Here is a 16,846-nt window from a genome sequence, read left to right as displayed (position 1 = left end):
AGCGATGCGCGCCTATCTCGACCTGCTGCGTCACGTACTGGAACACGGTACCGCAAAGACCGACCGCACCGGCACCGGCACGCGCAGCGTGTTCGGCTGGCAGTTGCGTTTCGATCTGAGCCAGGGTTTTCCGCTGGTCACCACCAAGAAGCTGCACCTGAAATCCATCGTGCATGAGCTGATCTGGTTCCTGCGCGGCGATACCAATATCGCCTATCTGAAGGAACATGGCGTACGGATCTGGGACGAATGGGCGGACGAAAACGGTGACCTCGGACCGGTCTACGGCCAACAGTGGCGCGCGTGGCCCACCGCCGACGGTGGCGTGGTCGACCAGATCCGCTGGGTGATCGACGAGATCCGGCGCAACCCCGATTCGCGCCGGCTGATCGTCAGCGCGTGGAATGTCGGCGAGCTGCCGAAAATGGCGCTGATGCCGTGCCACAGCCTGTTCCAGTTCTACGTGGCGGACGGCAAGTTGAGTTGCCAGTTGTACCAGCGCTCCGGCGACATCTTCCTCGGCGTCCCGTTCAACATCGCTAGCTATGCGTTGCTCACCCACATGGTGGCGCAGGTGTGCGGACTTGGCGTGGGTGATTTCGTGCACACGCTGGGCGATGCCCATCTTTACAACAACCATGTCGAGCAGGCGCGCCTGCAGCTGGCACGCGAACCCCGGCCGCTGCCGCGTCTGCAGCTCAATCCCGAGGTGCGCTCGATCTTCGACTTCCGTTACGCGGATGTCGCGATCGAGGATTATGCGCCGCATCCGGCAATCAAGGCCGAGGTGGCCGTGTAGGTGAGGTCCGTACGGGTGGCATCGCACATCTTCGACTGCGGTATTGCCATCGCAATAAATTGCCGCCGGCCGGAGCGCGCACAACCAGTTCAAGCCCGTCACAGGCACCGCTGGGTGTATCGCATCCTGCTAAGATTCGACGCATTCGGCAGCGCGATCCCGGGCGCGCGGGCCACTTTATCGAACACATCTTTCAAGGATTTCACATGGCCATTTCGCTGATTGCCGCACTCGACGAAAACTTCGCCATCGGGCGCAAGGGGCAACTGCCGTGGCACCTCCCCGATGACCTGCGCTGGTTCAAGCAGTTGACCACCGGCAAGAATGTGCTCATGGGCTACAACACGGCGGTGTCGATCGGTCGCGCGTTGCCGGATCGGGTCAATCTGGTGCTGTCGCGTCGGCATGAGGCGCCGTTTCCCGGCCAGATCACCGTGCGGTCGGTGGCGGAAGCCCAGGCCCGTACCGATAACACCGGCTTGATGGTGATTGGCGGCGGCCAGGTATTTTCCGAAGCGTTGCCGAGTGCCCGGCGCATGTACCTGACCTGGGTCAGTGCCGCGATCGATGGCGCCGACACGTTTTTCCCCGGTGTGCATTTCAGCGACTGGGTCGAGGTCTCTCGCGTGCACCACAAGGCCGATGCCGAACACGTCTACGGCTTCGACATGGTCGAATACCTGCGCAACAGCTGATGCCCGTACCCACCGCGCCCAAGCCGGTGGTCATGCATGTGATGGCCGGCGTCATGCTCGACGCCGAGGGGCGTGTGCTGCTGGCGCAGCGTCCGCCCGGCAAGCATCTGGCTGGTCTGTGGGAGTTTCCCGGCGGCAAGCTCGACCCCGGCGAGGAGCCGCTGGCGGCGCTGGCGCGCGAACTGCACGAGGAACTGGGTATCACCCTGCAACGTGCCGAGCCGCTGATCCGGGTGCCATGCCATTACACCGATCGCGAACTGTTGCTGGACACGTGGCGGGTCGAGCAATGGGAAAACACACCGCAATCGCGCGAAGACCAGGCGCTGCAATGGCTGCAGCCCGCTCAGATCGATCCGGCCATCCTTACCCTGGCCGATCGCGCAATCCTGCAGGCACTGCGCTTGCCTGCCCGCTATCCGATCACTCCGTCGGACGTGCCACCCGATCAGTGCGGCTTGTGGTTCAAACGGATTGGCCGCGCGATCGAGCGCGGTGAGCGGATGATGCAGCTGCGCCTGCCGCTGTGGCCGCGTGAACTCGTGCGCCAACTTGCCGCTGCCCTGCTGCCACTGGCACGACGACACGGCACGCAGCTGCTGCTCAACGGGGATATCGAGGGCGCTCGCAGCCTGGACGTCGGCGTGCATCTGAAGAGTGCGCAGTTGTCAGCGCTGTCCGAGCGACCGCTGCCGCTACAACAGTTGGTCGGCGTCAGCTGCCACGACGCGGTGCAGTTGGCCCTGGCGTCTCATATCGGTGCGGACTTCGCCACGCTGTCGCCGCTGGCCGGTACCCCTAGCCATCCGCAGACACCTCCGCTGGGCTGGTCCGGATTCCAGTCGCTGGCCGAGGCCGCCGCGTTGCCGGTGTATGCACTGGGTGGCACGGCCCCTTCCCAGATCACCGAGGCCCGCCAGCACAGCGGGCAGGGTGTCGCCGGCATCCGCGAATTCTGGCTTGCGTAAAGCATTTCGACGTGGGCGGCCTATGCCGCCTTGTGAAGCATGTTTTGATTGTTACTGCTCAGCGGTCTCCGGTACCCAGCACACAACCCCCGGCGAGCTGCCGTCAACTCCCGCCGTCATTCCGGCGCTGGCCGGAATCGCTTTCACGCATGGGGGTGAGTTGCTGCGTTGTTGAAGAGCAGCGGCCAGCTTCGCTCCTGTGAAGCGATTCCGGCCAGCGCCGGAATGACGATGAGGGGTATCGGGTTGCTTACGCTGGTGAAGCGGGCGCTGTCTGCCGCTTTTGGCTTTTGGTGAATACGAAACATGGTGAAGGCGGCAGGCAGTGCACAGCCCTACGAAGCCAGCACGAGGTAGCGTTGATGCAGTTCGGCGATGGCCTGGTCGAGCACGATTTCATCGCCGCTGTTCTCGATCACGTCGTCGGCCAGCGCGAGCCGTTCGGCACGGCTGGCCTGACTGGCCAGCATGCGCCGGGCGAGGGTCTCGTCGAGGCCGTCGCGGGCGACCAGACGCGTTAGTTGCACCGACTCGGGCACATCGACCAGCAGCACACGATCGACCCAGCGATAGTGCGCGATGTTTTCCGCCAACAGCGGAATCGCCAGCAGACAATACGGCCCGTAATCGGCCAGCGATCGATCGCGCAACCACTGGCGTACCAGCGGATGGATGATCGCCTCCAGCTGCTGTCGCGCCACCGGATCGGCAAACACGCGCTGGCGCATCGCGGGGCGATCGAGCCGACCCGAGGCATCCAGTACGGCGGTGCCGAACGTGCCGACAACGGCCGCCAGTCCGGGCGTACCCGGCTCGACTACTTCGCGGGCGGCCACATCCGCATCATGCACACGCACGCCGAGTGCCTCGAAGCGTTGTGCCACGGCCGTCTTGCCGGCAGCTACCCCACCGGTCAGCGCAACGATCATGGCGTGCAGTTGCTTGCTCATCGCATCCCGGTCAGGTGCATGTAGCCCTGCAACAAATCGGGGCCAGCCACAAACCAGACCCAGCCGGCGGCTGCAATGAACGGGCCGAACGGCATAGGCACCTCGCGCTGGTGCCGTCGCAATGCGATCAGGCTGCCGCCGACCAGGGCGCCAATCAGCGAGGAGAGCAGGATGATCGGCAACAGCGCCACCGGACCCATCCAGGCGCCCAGTGCGGCCAGCAGCTTGAAATCGCCGTAGCCCATGCCTTCCTTGCCGGTGAGCAGCTTGAACAGCCAGTACACGCTCCACAGGCTCAGGTAGCCGATCGCGGTGCCGAGGATCGCGGCTGGCGCCGTGACGAACATCGGCAACAGCGCCAGCAGCAGTCCCAGCCATAGCAGTGGCAACGTCAACTGGTCGGGCAGCAGCTGGGTGCGGAAGTCGATGCCTGAGAGCGCGATCAGGGTCCAGGTCAGCAGCAGTCCTGCCAGTGCCATCCATGACGGGCCGAACTTCCACACGATTACGGCGCTGAGCACGCCGCCGAGCAGTTCCACCAGCGGGTACTGGATCGATATGCGGGTCTGGCAGTAACGGCAGCGTCCACGCAACAGCAGCCAGCCGAACAGCGGGATATTGTCCAGCGCCGACAACGGGTGCTTGCAGTGCGGGCAGTGCGAGGGTTCACGCACGATACCCGGCGGCAGCGGCGTCGTGTCGGCCTCCAGCTCCAGCACATCGCGTGCCTCCTGCCGCCATCCTGCCGCCATCCGCTCCGGCAACCGCAGGATCACCACGTTGAGAAAGCTGCCTACCACCAGACCGAGCACGGCGGCAAAGGCGATCCATAAGACGAAGGGAAGCTCGGGCATCGGGAAAACCTGGCTCACTGAATGGACCCGGCAGAAGGATCACGTAAGGGTACGGTTCTTCGTGCAGGAGCGCACCTTGTGCGCGATGCTCTGAGGCCGGTTGTGGAAAAAGCATCGCGCACAGGGTGCGCTCCTGCAGTAACGAGAGCGGCGGGCAATGCCCGCCGCTCTCGTAGATGTGAGGGCTTTTGGAATGAGGTCAGAACGTGCCGGCGAGTTTGAAGATCGGCAGGTACAGCGCGATCACGATGCCGCCGACGATCGTGCCGAGCACCACCATGATGATCGGTTCGAGCAGAGTGGACAGGGTGTCGACCGCGTTTTCCACCTCTTCCTCGTAAAACTCGGCCACCTTGAACAGCATGTTGTCCAAGGCACCAGATTCTTCGCCGATCGCCGTCATCTGCACCACCATGTTGGGGAACAGGCCAGTCTGCTTCATCGCCAGCTGCAGCTGGTGGCCCACTGCGATGTCGTCGCGCATCTGCTTGACCGCATCACCATAGACGATGCTGCCGGTGGCGCCGGCCACCGCATCCAATGCTTCCACGAGCGGCACGCCGGCGCGGAACGTCACGCCGAGCGTACGGGCGAAACGAGCGATGGCGGAATTGCGCACGATGTTGCCCATCACCGGCATTTTCAGCGCCATGCGGTCAAGAAAATGGGCGAACTTCGGTGAGCGCTTCTTGGCCACGACCAAGGCTACGATGCTGCCGACGATCACGCCAACCACGATGTACCAGCAGCTCTGCATGAACTTCGATGCGTCGACCAGCAGCTGGGTTGGTGCGGGTAGCTGGGCACCCGCATCCTGGAAGGTTTTCGCGAACACCGGCACCACGAACAGCAGCATGATCAGAATGACCAGGAACACCACCACCAGCACCATCATCGGGTAGAACAGCGCTTTCTTGATCTTCTTCTTGATCGCCTCCGTACGCTCCTTGTAGGTCGCGACGGTGTCCAGCACGGTATCCAGCACACCGGAAGTTTCACCGGCATGGACCAGGTTGCAGTACAACTCGTCGAACTGCACCGGGTAGCGACCCAGCGCCTCATGCAACGCTGCACCGCCTTCGATGTTCTGTTTCACATCCAGCAGGATGTTCTTGAAGCGGACGTTCTTCTGACCGTCGGCGATGATGTCGAACGACTGCACCATCGGTACGCCGGAGGCCATCATGGTGGCGATCTGGCGGCTGAATACGGCGACGTCACCCGGTTTGACCGTGCTGCCGGTGGAGCCGAACAACGGCTTGGAACGCTCCTTCACGGTCTGCGGATTCATGCCCTGGCGGCGCAGTTCGGCCTTGACCAGCGTGGCGTTCTTCGCCGGCATATCGCCCTTCATGCGCTTGCCGCGCTTGTCCAGCGCCACCCACTCATAGGTAGTCAGACGGCTGACTTCGGCGCGCTGGGCACCGAGAGCCTGTGCCTTGTTCAAATTGGTCTTTGCGTTTGCGGTAGCCGTGGCCATGCGCATCCTCCCCCGTGGTTCAGTTCAGGCCCGCCTACGTCGGCGGCTGACATATCTCGTGCAGCTTATGCTATTTCGTTCGTGCCAAACCGTGGTGCTTGGCGCAACTTCAGTGCCAAAGGCGTCCCGGTTTCACTAGATCACTCCTTGGTCACCCGGTCGATCTCGGTCAGGCTGGTCAACCCCTGCTTCACCTTGAGCAGGGCCGACGCGCGCAGATCGTTGATGCCTGCGGCCTTGGCCACCTCGGCAATCTGCAGCGCATTGCCACCCTTCAGGATGATTTTCTGGATATCTTCCAGCATTGGCATCACCTGATAAATGCCCACTCGGCCCTTGTAGCCCTCGTTGCATCCATCACAGCCACCGGCTTCGTAAATGGTCAGGCCGGCGTCGATGTCGACCTGACTGAAACCGGCGGCCAGCAGGACTTCAGGTGGCAGGTTCATCGGTTTCTTGCAGTCGTGCAGCCGGCGCGCCAAGCGTTGAGCGATGATCAAGGTGACCGACGAGGTGATGTTGTACGGCGCGATACCCATGTTCATCAGGCGCGCGATGGTCTGCGCGGCATCGTTGGTGTGCAGGGTGGACAGCACCATGTGGCCGGTCTGGGCGGCCTTGATCGCGATCTCGGCAGTTTCCAGGTCGCGGATCTCGCCGACCATGATCACGTCCGGGTCCTGGCGCAGGAACGAACGCAGCGCGCTGGCAAATGTCATGCCGCGCTTCACGTTCTGCTGCACCTGGTTGATGCCCTCGACTCGGATTTCCACCGGGTCCTCCACCGTCGAGATGTTGCGTTCGGCGGTGTTGAGCATGTTCAGGCCGGTGTACAGCGACACCGTCTTGCCGGAACCGGTCGGGCCGGTGACCAGCACCATGCCGTACGGCTTGTGGATGGCGTCGATGTACAGCTTCTGCTGTTCCGGCTCGTAGCCGAGTTTTTCGATGCCGATCTTGGCCGACGAACCGTCCAGGATACGCAGCACGATCTTCTCGCCGAACAGTGTCGGCAGCGAGCTCACGCGGAAGTCGATCGCGCGGGTCTTGGACAGGTTGAGCTTGATGCGGCCATCCTGCGGTATGCGCTTCTCGGCAATGTCCAGCTGCGCCATCACCTTGATGCGCGAAGAGATGCGGTTTGCCATCTTCATCGGTGGACTGGCCACCGCCTTCAACATGCCGTCCATGCGCAGGCGCACCCGATATTGGGTCTCGAACGGTTCGAAGTGGATATCCGAAGCGCCGCGGCGGATCGCATCGACCAGGATCTTGTTGACGAACTTCACCACCGGCGCATCATCGTTGGCGTTGGCGTCGATGCCGGTTGACTCGGCCTCGTCGTCGCCACCTTCCAACTCCAGGCCGTCCAGATCGCCACCACCCATGTCGGGCATGGTGTCGCGCATGCTGTTGAGCAGGCTCTCGATCACCCGCAGCAGCGGGCCGCGTTCGACCAGGATCGGTTCCACCATGCAATTGGAATGGAACTTGATCTCGTCCAGTGCATGCGACTGCATCGGATCCGCGATACCGACAAACAACCGCTTGCCGCGCCGGAACAGTGGCAACGCCTGGTGCTTGGTGATCAAGGCCTCGCTGATCAGATCCAGCGGCATGGTGGTGGTACTCAGGGCAGCCACGTCCATCATCGGCATGCCGAACTCGGCCGAAGCGACCTGGGTCAGTCGGGCACCTTCGACCAGGTTCTGGTCCAGTAGCCAAGCCGCCAAGGTGACCTTGTGCTGGCTGCTGTCGACCATGGCCTTGCGTACATCGGCCTCGGGCAGCACCCCATCGGACACCAGCCGGCGCGCCATGCCGGACAGGCCCGCGAGCGACGACGGTTGCAATTGAGATGACATAACCAGATTCGACCTTGCCCCTGTATGTGGTTGAATCTACCGCAGTCGGGCTGTCAGGTCATCCTTTGCCTGAAACCGGCGCGGGCTGGATGTTGCAAGGCACAATCCAGTCCGTCGCAGATCCGCCAAAGAAAGATGGATTCATGGGAGAGCGGCTTCGGTCGCGACGTTCGCGTATCGCCCCGGACCCTGCGGCTATCCAGTCCGAAGCTCCCCATGCAGGGGCGGCTGCGGCATTCCCGGGCGTGACAAGCAGGCCACATTCCCTACGGTAGCCTCACGCAAAACGTCAACCGGGCACCCAACCTCGATCATGCCTTCACGCTATGATTCCCATTCATTAGGGGAGCCACTCTTGAACCGCCTGAGCATCATCCTGCCCGCCAAGAACGAGGCGCCCGCACTGGCTGCCCTGTTGCCACGCCTGCGCGTCACGCATCCCGATGCCGAGATCATCGTGGTCGACGACGGTTCCACCGACGACACCCGCGGCATCTGCGCCGGCAGCGGTGTGGCCTGCCTGTCCTCGCCGTATTCGATGGGCAATGGCGCCGCGATCAAGCGTGGCGCGCGCGCCGCCAGCGGCGACCTCCTGGTCTTCATGGACGGCGATGGTCAGCACGATCCGGTCGACATCGCCCGTTTGCTGGAAAAGCTGGGGCAGGGCTACGACATGGTGGTCGGTGCCCGCGACTGGGGCAGCCAGGCCGGCGTGGGTCGCGGTCTCGCCAATACGCTGTACAACTGGCTCGCCACCCGCATGACCGGCCACCCCGTGCTTGATCTCACCTCCGGCTTCCGCGCCGTGCGTGCGGAAAAATTCCGGGAGTTCATCCACCTGCTGCCGAACGGTTTCAGCTATCCCACCACCAGCACCATGGCGTTCTTCCGCAGTGCCTACCCGGTTGCCTACGTGCCGATCAAGGCGGCCCAGCGCGTCGGCAAGAGCCATATCAAGCCATTGCGCGACGGCCTGCGCTTCCTGCTGATCATTTTCAAGATCGCCACGCTGTATTCACCGTTGAAGCTGTTCGTGCCAGCCAGTGCCGCGTTTTTCCTGCTCGGGTGCGCCAACTACGCCTGGACGTATTTGCATGACGGCCGCCTCACCAATGGCAGCACTCTGATGTGGAGTGCCGCGGTGATCGTGTTTCTGATCGGGTTGGTGTCCGAGCAGATCACCGGTTTGATGTATCGACGCGATGCATAACGTTTTTTCGCGATGAGCGATCAGGTAGCTCGCAACGCAGCCTGGAACGTGGGTGGCACACTGGCATCGGTCGCAGTGGGGCTGGTTGCGCTTCCGATCCTCCTGCACTCGCTGGGCGCCGCCCGGCTGGGTGTGTTTACCCTCGCATTGGGACTGATCGGTTTCTCGGGTCTGTTCGATCTTGGCCTAGGGCGCTCACTCACGCAGACGGTCTCCAGTGCCCTCGGGCGTGGGTGCCCGCGGGCTTCAGTGGCCGCCTTGGTGTGGAAAGTCATGCGCCTGTTGGCGGCATTCGGGTTGTTCTGGTTGATGGTGTTGTGGCTGATCGTGCCGTGGGTAGTGAGGCACCTGTTCCATCTACAAGATTCATTGGCGGCGGAGACGATTATCGGTCTGCGCGCCGTGGCGCTGTCGATACCTTTCACCCTGGTCGCCGCGGGGGCGATGGGGTCGCTCGAAGGACTGCAGGAGTTCCGTCGCGTTAGCACGCGGCGAGCCATGCTGAGCGTGGCGCAATTCGGTCTGCCGACGATGGTAGCGTTGTGGCGCCCTGACGTCGGCTGGGCCATCGCCGCGCTCGCCCTGAGCCGCGCTGTGGGTGTGGTCGTATGGCTCAGGTTGTTGCGACGCAGCGTACCACTCGTTCCGGGCGCGACCATTGAGCCAGAGGACTTTCGCCACCTGCTGCGATTCGGTGGCTGGCTGTCCGTGAGCAACATCGTCGGCCCGTTGATGGTTTACGGGGATCGGTTTTACCTTGCCAGCGTATTCCCTTCGGCCGCACTGGCCACCTATACGGTTCCTTACGATGCACTGCTGCGCGTCACCAGTCTGCCGATGACCGCGATAGGTGCCGTGTTTCCGGCACTGGCCGAGGCGCAGGCACGTCAGGAAGATTCGGCTCAGTTGCTCAGCGCTGCGATGACCGCGTTGGTTGCACTGATGCTGCCACCGTTGTTGATCGCCATGGCTTTTGCCAAGCCGTTGCTTACGCTGTGGTTGGGGCAAAAATTTGCCCTGCCAACGCTGCCTGTTTTCCAGATCTTGCTGGTGGGAGTGTTTGCCAACAGCGCGGCGCACGTACCCTACGCCTTGTTGCAGGCCCATGGTCGCTCGGACCTGACAGCCAAACTGCATTTGGCCGAATTGCCCGTTTTCGTGGGCATGTTGCTCTGGGCTGTATCGCTATGGGGTGTGGTGGGCGCTGCTCTGGCGTGGATGTTTCGTGTTGCCCTCGATTCCATCTTCCTTTACTTGTCGGCCATGGCGTTGCAGCCAGCACAGCGAGGGGTTCTGGCCAAAGGATTGTTCTGGGCGATATTGGCATCCATGGTGTTGTGTGTGCCCATGGCCAGCCAACGCCCGCTGGTGGTGCTGCCAGTGACCCTGCTGACTTCGATATTCTGCGGTGTCGTTTTGAAAAGCTTGTATCTTCGCTGGCATCGACACACTTTCATGACGAGCGCTACATGAAACATGAACCATGGCCTGCGGAAGACTTGGAGCCCGCGCCGAACTGTCCGGTCTGTGCCACTGCAGAACGTGAGCTGCTGTATGCTGGTTTGACGGATCGGGTGTTTGGCTTGGCGCCGGGCAAATGGACGCTTTATCGTTGCGTACACTGCCGTTCGGCGTGGCTTGATCCACGCCCGAGCAAGGCCAGCATTGGCCGTGCCTACGAAGATTACGTCACGCATGTTGCCGACGATGACGTCTCCGTGCTGCCCACGAGTCCGCTGATTCGTCGGTTGCATGCATGGATCAATGATTACAAGAATGCACGCTATGGGCTGAAACGAACGCCGGCAGCCAGGGGCGGCCGCTGGCTGGTCGCGCTGGTGCCTTCGATGCGCGCGAAAGCCGACGCGCAGTGTCGACACCTTCCGCGGCGGCCTGAAAACGGCAGGCAATTGCTCGATGTCGGTTTCGGCAACGGCGGCTTTCTCAAGCTTGCCGGAGAAATGGGCTGGAGTGCGCAAGGCATCGATTTCGACCCCAAGGCGGTTGCAGTGGCGCGCGTGCAGGGGCTGGACGTGCGCTGTGCTTCGGTGGATGACCTGCTGCAGGAGAACGCACGGTACGACGTCATCACGATCAGTCACGTCATTGAGCACGTTTACGATCCCATTCAACTGTTGGGCACTTTGTATCGACTGCTCAAGCCGGGCGGTTATCTCTGGCTGGAGACGCCCAATCTGGAGAGTGCTGGGGCGCGGCGATTTGGTCCTGACTGGATGGCGCTGGATCCGCCCAGACACCTGATGCTATTCACTCCGCGCTCGCTGCGGATGTCGCTGGAAAAGGCCGGCTTTAAAAACATTCTCCAGCGCTGGCATGGATTGATTCCGTTGACCATTTACCCGGCAAGCGAGGCCATCGTACGCGGTGACCTTGCCGACGAGGCCGCGATCAAGGGGGTGCCTCAGGTTTCCGCGATGCTGGCCGAGTTGAGCGCCATGCTCCGGCCTGCGCGGCGCGAGTTCCTGACCTTTACGGCGTGCAAATTGCCGTGACGGGAAAATGTGCGGAGTGCGTGTTTGCGGTGGTGGTGACCTATTTGCCGCAGGTCCAGCCGTTGACGATGCTGCTCACGCTACTCGCGCCACAGGTCAAGCGAGTGTTGGTCGTCGACAACTCACCGCAAGTAGACCTCAGGGCCGAATCCGTTTGTCGTGATTTGGGGTGTTCCAACGTCGAGCTCATTCGTCTGGGATGCAATCTTGGCATTGCCAAGGCGCTCAATGTGGGGATTGAAGCGGCCAAATCTGCTGGTGCGACCCATGTGCTGTTGTCCGATCAGGACAGCGAACCGGCGCCCGACATGGTCAAGGGTCTGCTGCGTGCCGAGGCCGATCTGCGCCGACAGGTTACCCGGGTAGGCGCCATTGGCTCCAGCTTCATCAATATCAACAGCGGCAAGCTTTTTCCGTTTCACGTGGTGGTCAAGGGCAGGCCCTTTTACGGGCGTCGAAGCGCATCCGTGGAAGAGCCGCATGTCGAAGCCATCACCTTGATCACCTCGGGGACGCTGGTGCCAATGGCTACATTTGACGAAGTGGGCCTGATGCGCGAGGACTTCTTCATCGATTGCGTCGACACGGAATGGTGCTATCGCGCCCGGGCGCATGGCTTGCCACTTTATGGCACAGCCTGGGCGACGATGCTTCACCGGATGGGCGATGCGACCCTGCGGTTCTGGTTCTTCGGCTGGATCAAGGGCAATGTGCATAGTCCATTGCGGATCTACTACCAGATCCGCAATCTGGTTCGCCTGCAATTCAATGGTTACCGTGGCATTCGCTGGAGAATCCGGATCATCTGGTCGTTCACCGCAATCTTCTATTGCCATGTTTTCTATGGCGATGCACGGCGTGCGTCGTTGAGGATGGCCATGCGCGGACTCTGCGACGGCCTGCGTGGCCGCATGGGAGAGTTCAGACCATGATCCGGCGCTTTATCCGCGTGAATGATCGCAAGGCGTTGCGCATGGCCGAGCGCTGTCGATTCGCCTCTACATTGCATCAATCGAGTAGCAGGTTGCCAGCACTGCCGGTGACTGTCCGGAATCCAGAGGAAACCAAGCCGTGTTAAAGAGAGCCCACGCAAGATTCATGTCGCTGGGTATGGCCGCGGTGCTGATGGATATCTACCGCGTGGCCATGCCTTATCGCCTGCGCTATTTCAAGCAATGCCTGTCTGCTTTCCAGACGGGAAAAGGACTGGAGTTGGGTGGCCCAAGCACGATCTTCGGTTCACGCGGCAGCATTCCCGTATATCCTGTTGCTGCGTGTATCGATAACTGCAATTTCAGTGGTGACACGGTATGGGAGGGGGAGATCCGTGAGGGAAACAGCTTTGTCTTCGACAAGCGGGCGACGCCCGGTCGCCAGTATGTTGTCGAGGCGAGTTGCCTCAAGGGTATTGCCGACGCATCCTACGACTTTGTCCTTTCATCGCACTGCATCGAACATCTTGCCAATCCCCTGCAGGGTTTGTCGGAATGGGTTCGGGTGCTCAAGGACGACGGCTTGCTGGTACTCGTGGTGCCGCACAAGGACGGTACGTTTGACCATCGCAGGCCAGTGACGACCCTGGCACACATGATCCAGGATTTCGACGCCAGGATGCAGGAAGATGACATGACGCATCTGGATGAGATCCTGCGCCTTCACGACCTGCGCATGGATTACCGCGCTGGCGATTTGGGGACCTTTCGGGATCGCTCCAGACGCAACTTTGAAAACCGGTGTCTGCATCAACATGTTTTCGATACGCGTCTCGCAGTGGAGATGGTTGATCACATGGGTCTGCAACTGCTGGCGGTGGAGGCTTTTCGCCCGATGCACATCGCCCTGATTGCCAGAAAGCTGGCGCACGGATTGGTTCCGCAGAATGCGAAATTCATTGGCGAGACTGGCACGCCGATTTGGCGTAGTCCATTTCCCTCGGATCGGCGGTATCAGCGCAGAGGTGCCTGAATCGGCGTACCAGCATGTCGGCGAGCAGTTGGGTCTCGCGCTTAGTGCCGTCGTGGCTACGAAAGCCGGATCAGCTCGCCGGAGTTTTCGTGGAGTTAGCTACCAGCTGGGTCAGCGCTGTTTGCAGGCGCGTCGTGATGACACTGGTGGAGAGATGCGTGTGATAGGCGTCGCGGCCGCGCTCGCCCAGTTCGGCTAGCGATGCGCGATTCTCGAATGCCCATCGAATGCCGGCAGCGAGTGCAGCGGCATCTGCCTGAGCCACCAGCAGGCAATTGCCCTTGTCAACGAATCCGTAATCTTCATCTGTTTTGCCGATGACCGTGGCTTTGCCCAACGCCAAGCATTGCGATGTCTTGGTGGTGACCACTCGCCTGGCCTGCGGCGTGCCTCCAAACGGACCGCCCAGGCAAAGATCTGCGTTAGGTATGTCCTGCTGCAGCAGTTGCTCGAATTCCACCCAGCGACGGTAGGTGAAGTTTGTCACGTCAGACGTTTGGCAGAGGCGGTGCAAGCCGCGCGCCTGGGCTTTGCTTCCACCGATAAAGTCGAAGCGGATCGGCAGATCGGTAAGTTGCGCCGCGGCCGAAACAATGACCTGGATGCCATGTAGCGGCAGGAATGAGCCGTAAAACAGCACGCTGAAGGGGTCGCCCCTGCCATGCGTGGAAGGCGCCGCGCTCCCCGCCGGCTCAATGGCGCCCACTGGCAGCGGGCAGAAGTGTTCGATGGGCAACCCGAATGTCCGCGCGTAGAACTCGGCATGCAGCTGGGTGTCGGTCAACACGAGGTCTGCACGCCGAAGCATCAGCCGTTCAAGCGGATAGATCATTTTGGCCAGCCAGCGATGTGGCGCGCTGTCGCCGTACTCGTCGTGGAGCGCGCCATAAGGCGACATCATGGCGTCGAATATGAGTGGCTTTCCACGGGTCAGCCAGCGTATGGGCCAGAAAATCTCATGTCCGCGAAAACCGATCACATAGATATCCGGGGTGATTTTCGCGCGAAGCTGTCGCAGTGCGTTCCACGTTTCGATATAGCGGCGTATGCCTGGATGCTTGTTGCGGGCAACGGCAATGTTCATGTGGTTGCCGGAGCGCAGTGCAGTCAGCAGGCTCTCGGTACGGATATATCCCGGTGCCCGGTAAGCGAGTATGTAAACTACTTGCACAGGGAGCGGCTCATGCGTTTCGTTGAGCGGCTCTCGGTTGTCAGTATCAGACATGATTGATCAAACTTCCAAAGCACTACTTTGGCAGGGACGTGCCGAAAGAGTCAGCGCCATCTTCAGTTACTTGAGTTCCGGTAGCGCACGCAACTGCGAAATGTCGCTGTTCAGACGGCCGCCGTAGTTCAGGGCCTGCAACTTGTTGAGCGCCTTGAATGCTTCCGTGCGTTTCGATTCGGCCGCCAGCATGCGAACTTGGGTAATCAGATAGGCTGGCTCGGCGGGGGCTGCCTTGACGGCATCGTCGATCATTCGGATCGCAACGGCTCTGTCACCAAGTATGTTCCAGCAATAGTTGCTGTAATCCGCAAGGAGTCTTGCGCTCGGATCAGGATGACTCAGCGCTGCAAGATAAGCAGCGACCATGCGATCTTGCGGAAGTTTGCAGTGCTTTTCATGCGCGCACTGGGTCAGGGCCACGAGCGAGCTTTCATCCTGCACGCCCGGTTTGTGCCGCTCCAGCTTGGTGATCATGCTGTCCCACCAGGCATCCTTGAGCGGCAGATGCATCCGGGCGTTCATGAAGATCAATGCCTGCTCGGGCAGGATCGAGGAATTCGGCAGCGCGGCAGATCGCTCCAGCGGGGGATAGGCCAGCCGGATGAATGGCGAGGCCGGATCGTAGTGCGAATAGATGATGTAGGTACGGCCCAATTCGTACTGCGCGCGCGGCGACTGCGGCGCCCGCGCAGCCAGGTCTTCGGCCAGTCGCAGCGGATTGCCCCAGGCATAGGAGGTGAGTGCGGTCAATGCGGCCCAGCACAGCATCAGCCCGGCCAGCAGCGCGTAGCGCGGCAGCGCCATCGGCATGCCCTGAGCAACGGTTGGAGCGGCTTCAGCCGAGGCGATGGATGGGGCGGCGAGCAAGGGTACGATCGCCAGCAACAGGCCGAAGCTGGCGAAATAGTTGCGGTGCTCGTAGATCAGTTCCAGCGGAATGATGGTGCCGGTGAGCAACTGGCAGCCCAGGAACAACGCGATGCCGAGTGCGGTCAGCGGCTGGCGTTGGCGCAGCCAGAACATCAGCGCGACCAGTGCGCCAAGCAGGGCGATGCTGGCCAGGGTGGTCCACGGCTGCAATAGTCCGCTCGAGATGTGGAAATTGTCGTGATAGAACGATAGTGCATGCGGTGACGGCAGCAGCGTCCATACGATGTAGTCGACGACGATGCGCGCCTCGCTGAGCAGGCGCGTGCTCAGGCTGAAATCGCGAGTGGCCCAGGCTTCGGGGCTGAGCAGGCCGGGCAGCAGACGGGCCAGCCCCGCGACCATGGGCAGCGCCAGCACCAGCACGAACAGGCCGAGGATGCGGCGGTCACTTCGCCGCACTGGTGTCGGTTGGGGGACTGCAGCCCCGGTCGTGTCCGCGGGGTGCTGAAAGCCGAACAGAATCCATTCGATCAGGAAGGCATACAGCGGCAGCATCACCGCGGTTTCCTTGGCCAGGATGCCGACTGCCGCCGGGAGGGTGGTGCTGGCTGCGCAGAGGATGAAGCCTCGAATGCTGGTGGAGGTGCGGCTCTGCTCCGGCGGCCTCTGACGAGTATGGGCCGGAATGACTCCGCAGGCGGCCGGCGTTCCCAGCATGCGGCGGCGCCCGGCTACGTAGCCGATCAGGCCGAGCAGCACGAACAGGTTGGCCATGCTCTCCATGCGCTGCACCACATACAGCACGCCAGTGAGGTTGATCGGCAGCAGCATCCAGCCGCCAGCGATCAGGGCGGCAACGGTGCCGGCACGATCGTTGGTGGGGTCGGCTGTTGTTGCAGGAGCGACCTCAGTCGTGATGCCCTTGGTCGACACCTCAACCCCACTGTCGAGGTGTCCAGCAGTGGAGCGCGAGGGCATCGCCGCTGAAGCCGCTCCCACAAGGAATGGCCTCTGCGACGAGCCATCCACGAGCAGCAGCGCTCGCGCCAGCAGAAACACCAGCAACCCGTTCATCAGGTGGATGATCAGGTTGCTCAGTTTCATCCAGTAAGGATCGAGGCCGCTTGCGAGGTAGTTGGCGGCGAAACTCAGCGACGCCAGCGGGCGCTTGAATTCGCTGGCAGGTGAGGCGAGTGCGGCGCCGACCAGCGATGAGAGGCTGGCGTCATGCGGTTGTACCCCCTTGTTGTCGACGATATTGGGGTAGTCGTCGAACTGGAATCCCCCCGATAGGCCCGGCCAGTAAACGGCCGCAGTGACGATCAGGAAGGCAAGCAAGAGCCAGAGACCGGGACGACCAGACGAAGATGCTTTCATGGGCTCAGGGTTACTCGAAGATGGTATGCATGGAAATGGATGTATCTGAACATGCTACGTGTCCGGGTGCAG

At 61.6% G+C, this 16,846-nt stretch carries 15 protein-coding genes; 8 read left to right on the top strand and 7 right to left on the bottom strand.

What is annotated here, in order from left to right:
* Positions 1–4: 4 nt before the first annotated feature.
* From ACYVKM_RS01970 to ACYVKM_RS01960, 3 genes are all read left to right on the top strand, one after another.
* Positions 5–799, top strand: a complete 795-nt coding sequence (locus ACYVKM_RS01970) for a thymidylate synthase (protein WP_460875340.1) — start codon at positions 5–7, stop codon at positions 797–799.
* Between the two features lie 206 nt (positions 800–1,005).
* Positions 1,006–1,494 carry a dihydrofolate reductase gene (locus tag ACYVKM_RS01965; RefSeq protein WP_460875338.1) on the top strand — a complete coding sequence of 163 codons (489 nt, stop codon included), beginning with the start codon at positions 1,006–1,008 and terminating at the stop codon, positions 1,492–1,494.
* Positions 1,494–2,462: a Nudix family hydrolase gene (locus ACYVKM_RS01960; protein ID WP_460875336.1), complete on the top strand. Its 969-nt coding sequence runs from the start codon at positions 1,494–1,496 to the stop codon at positions 2,460–2,462. Before ACYVKM_RS01965 ends, ACYVKM_RS01960 begins: the two co-directional genes overlap by 1 nt.
* Before the next feature lie 143 nt (positions 2,463–2,605).
* On the opposite strand, the gene ACYVKM_RS01955 is transcribed toward ACYVKM_RS01960, so the two are convergent.
* The 5 genes from ACYVKM_RS01955 to pilB all read right to left on the bottom strand — a co-directional run bounded on the left by ACYVKM_RS01955 (position 2,606) and on the right by pilB (position 7,611).
* A complete protein-coding gene (locus ACYVKM_RS01955; protein WP_460875334.1) occupies positions 2,606–2,770 on the bottom strand; it encodes a hypothetical protein in 165 nt (54 codons plus the stop codon).
* 27 nt (positions 2,771–2,797) lie between these two features.
* Complete coding sequence (coaE, locus tag ACYVKM_RS01950) at positions 2,798–3,412, bottom strand: dephospho-CoA kinase (protein ID WP_460875333.1); 615 nt, start codon at positions 3,410–3,412, stop codon at positions 2,798–2,800.
* Positions 3,409–4,266, bottom strand: coding sequence for a prepilin peptidase (locus ACYVKM_RS01945; RefSeq protein WP_460875332.1), 858 nt, complete (start codon positions 4,264–4,266; stop codon positions 3,409–3,411). The genes coaE and ACYVKM_RS01945 overlap by 4 nt, the downstream gene beginning before the upstream one ends.
* Before the next feature lie 199 nt (positions 4,267–4,465).
* Positions 4,466–5,746 carry a type II secretion system F family protein gene (locus ACYVKM_RS01940; protein ID WP_460875330.1) on the bottom strand — a complete coding sequence of 427 codons (1,281 nt, stop codon included), beginning with the start codon at positions 5,744–5,746 and terminating at the stop codon, positions 4,466–4,468.
* 140 nt (positions 5,747–5,886) lie between these two features.
* Positions 5,887–7,611, bottom strand: coding sequence for a type IV-A pilus assembly ATPase PilB (gene pilB, locus ACYVKM_RS01935; protein WP_460875328.1), 1,725 nt, complete (start codon positions 7,609–7,611; stop codon positions 5,887–5,889).
* A 355-nt stretch (positions 7,612–7,966) separates the two neighbouring features.
* Between pilB and ACYVKM_RS01930 the strand changes: the two genes are divergently transcribed.
* From ACYVKM_RS01930 to ACYVKM_RS01910, 5 genes are all read left to right on the top strand, one after another.
* The gene (locus ACYVKM_RS01930) at positions 7,967–8,821 is read left to right on the top strand and encodes a glycosyltransferase family 2 protein (RefSeq protein ID WP_460875326.1); all 855 of its coding nucleotides are present in this window, start codon (positions 7,967–7,969) and stop codon (positions 8,819–8,821) included.
* 12 nt (positions 8,822–8,833) lie between these two features.
* A complete protein-coding gene (locus ACYVKM_RS01925) occupies positions 8,834–10,294 on the top strand; it encodes a flippase (protein ID WP_460875325.1) in 1,461 nt (486 codons plus the stop codon).
* A complete protein-coding gene (locus tag ACYVKM_RS01920) occupies positions 10,291–11,334 on the top strand; it encodes a class I SAM-dependent methyltransferase (protein ID WP_460875323.1) in 1,044 nt (347 codons plus the stop codon). The genes ACYVKM_RS01925 and ACYVKM_RS01920 overlap by 4 nt, the downstream gene beginning before the upstream one ends.
* Complete coding sequence (locus ACYVKM_RS01915) at positions 11,319–12,266, top strand: glycosyltransferase family 2 protein (protein ID WP_460875322.1); 948 nt, start codon at positions 11,319–11,321, stop codon at positions 12,264–12,266. Before ACYVKM_RS01920 ends, ACYVKM_RS01915 begins: the two co-directional genes overlap by 16 nt.
* 166 nt (positions 12,267–12,432) lie before the next feature.
* Positions 12,433–13,299, top strand: a complete 867-nt coding sequence (locus tag ACYVKM_RS01910; protein WP_460875320.1) for a methyltransferase domain-containing protein — start codon at positions 12,433–12,435, stop codon at positions 13,297–13,299.
* 70 nt (positions 13,300–13,369) lie between these two features.
* On the opposite strand, the gene ACYVKM_RS01905 is transcribed toward ACYVKM_RS01910, so the two are convergent.
* A complete protein-coding gene (locus ACYVKM_RS01905; RefSeq protein ID WP_460875319.1) occupies positions 13,370–14,524 on the bottom strand; it encodes a glycosyltransferase in 1,155 nt (384 codons plus the stop codon).
* Positions 14,525–14,590: 66 nt separating this feature from the next.
* On the bottom strand, positions 14,591–16,774 hold the full coding sequence (locus tag ACYVKM_RS01900; protein WP_460875317.1) for a hypothetical protein: 2,184 nt from the start codon (positions 16,772–16,774) through the stop codon (positions 14,591–14,593).
* Positions 16,775–16,846: the final 72 nt, after the last annotated feature.

This window comes from Rhodanobacter koreensis (genome assembly GCF_054782855.1).
The sequence above is the reverse complement of the archived record's forward strand: the minus strand, read 5'-3'. Positions and strand labels throughout refer to the sequence as shown.

Excerpts from the sequence above, each read along its gene's own strand:
- ACYVKM_RS01905 (WP_460875319.1), bottom strand. The coding sequence starts at position 14,524 with ATGTCTGATACTGACAACCGAGAGCCGCTCAACGAAACGCATGAGCCG.
- ACYVKM_RS01955 (WP_460875334.1), bottom strand. The coding sequence starts at position 2,770 with ATGTTTCGTATTCACCAAAAGCCAAAAGCGGCAGACAGCGCCCGCTTC.
- ACYVKM_RS01965 (WP_460875338.1), top strand. The coding sequence starts at position 1,006 with ATGGCCATTTCGCTGATTGCCGCACTCGACGAAAACTTCGCCATCGGG.
- ACYVKM_RS01910 (WP_460875320.1), top strand. The coding sequence starts at position 12,433 with ATGTCGCTGGGTATGGCCGCGGTGCTGATGGATATCTACCGCGTGGCC.
- ACYVKM_RS01940 (WP_460875330.1), bottom strand. The coding sequence starts at position 5,746 with ATGGCCACGGCTACCGCAAACGCAAAGACCAATTTGAACAAGGCACAG.
- ACYVKM_RS01925 (WP_460875325.1), top strand. The coding sequence starts at position 8,834 with ATGAGCGATCAGGTAGCTCGCAACGCAGCCTGGAACGTGGGTGGCACA.
- ACYVKM_RS01900 (WP_460875317.1), bottom strand. The coding sequence starts at position 16,774 with ATGAAAGCATCTTCGTCTGGTCGTCCCGGTCTCTGGCTCTTGCTTGCC.
- pilB (WP_460875328.1), bottom strand. The coding sequence starts at position 7,611 with ATGTCATCTCAATTGCAACCGTCGTCGCTCGCGGGCCTGTCCGGCATG.
- ACYVKM_RS01945 (WP_460875332.1), bottom strand. The coding sequence starts at position 4,266 with ATGCCCGAGCTTCCCTTCGTCTTATGGATCGCCTTTGCCGCCGTGCTC.
- coaE (WP_460875333.1), bottom strand. The coding sequence starts at position 3,412 with ATGAGCAAGCAACTGCACGCCATGATCGTTGCGCTGACCGGTGGGGTA.
- ACYVKM_RS01960 (WP_460875336.1), top strand. The coding sequence starts at position 1,494 with ATGCCCGTACCCACCGCGCCCAAGCCGGTGGTCATGCATGTGATGGCC.
- ACYVKM_RS01920 (WP_460875323.1), top strand. The coding sequence starts at position 10,291 with ATGAAACATGAACCATGGCCTGCGGAAGACTTGGAGCCCGCGCCGAAC.
- ACYVKM_RS01970 (WP_460875340.1), top strand. The coding sequence starts at position 5 with ATGCGCGCCTATCTCGACCTGCTGCGTCACGTACTGGAACACGGTACC.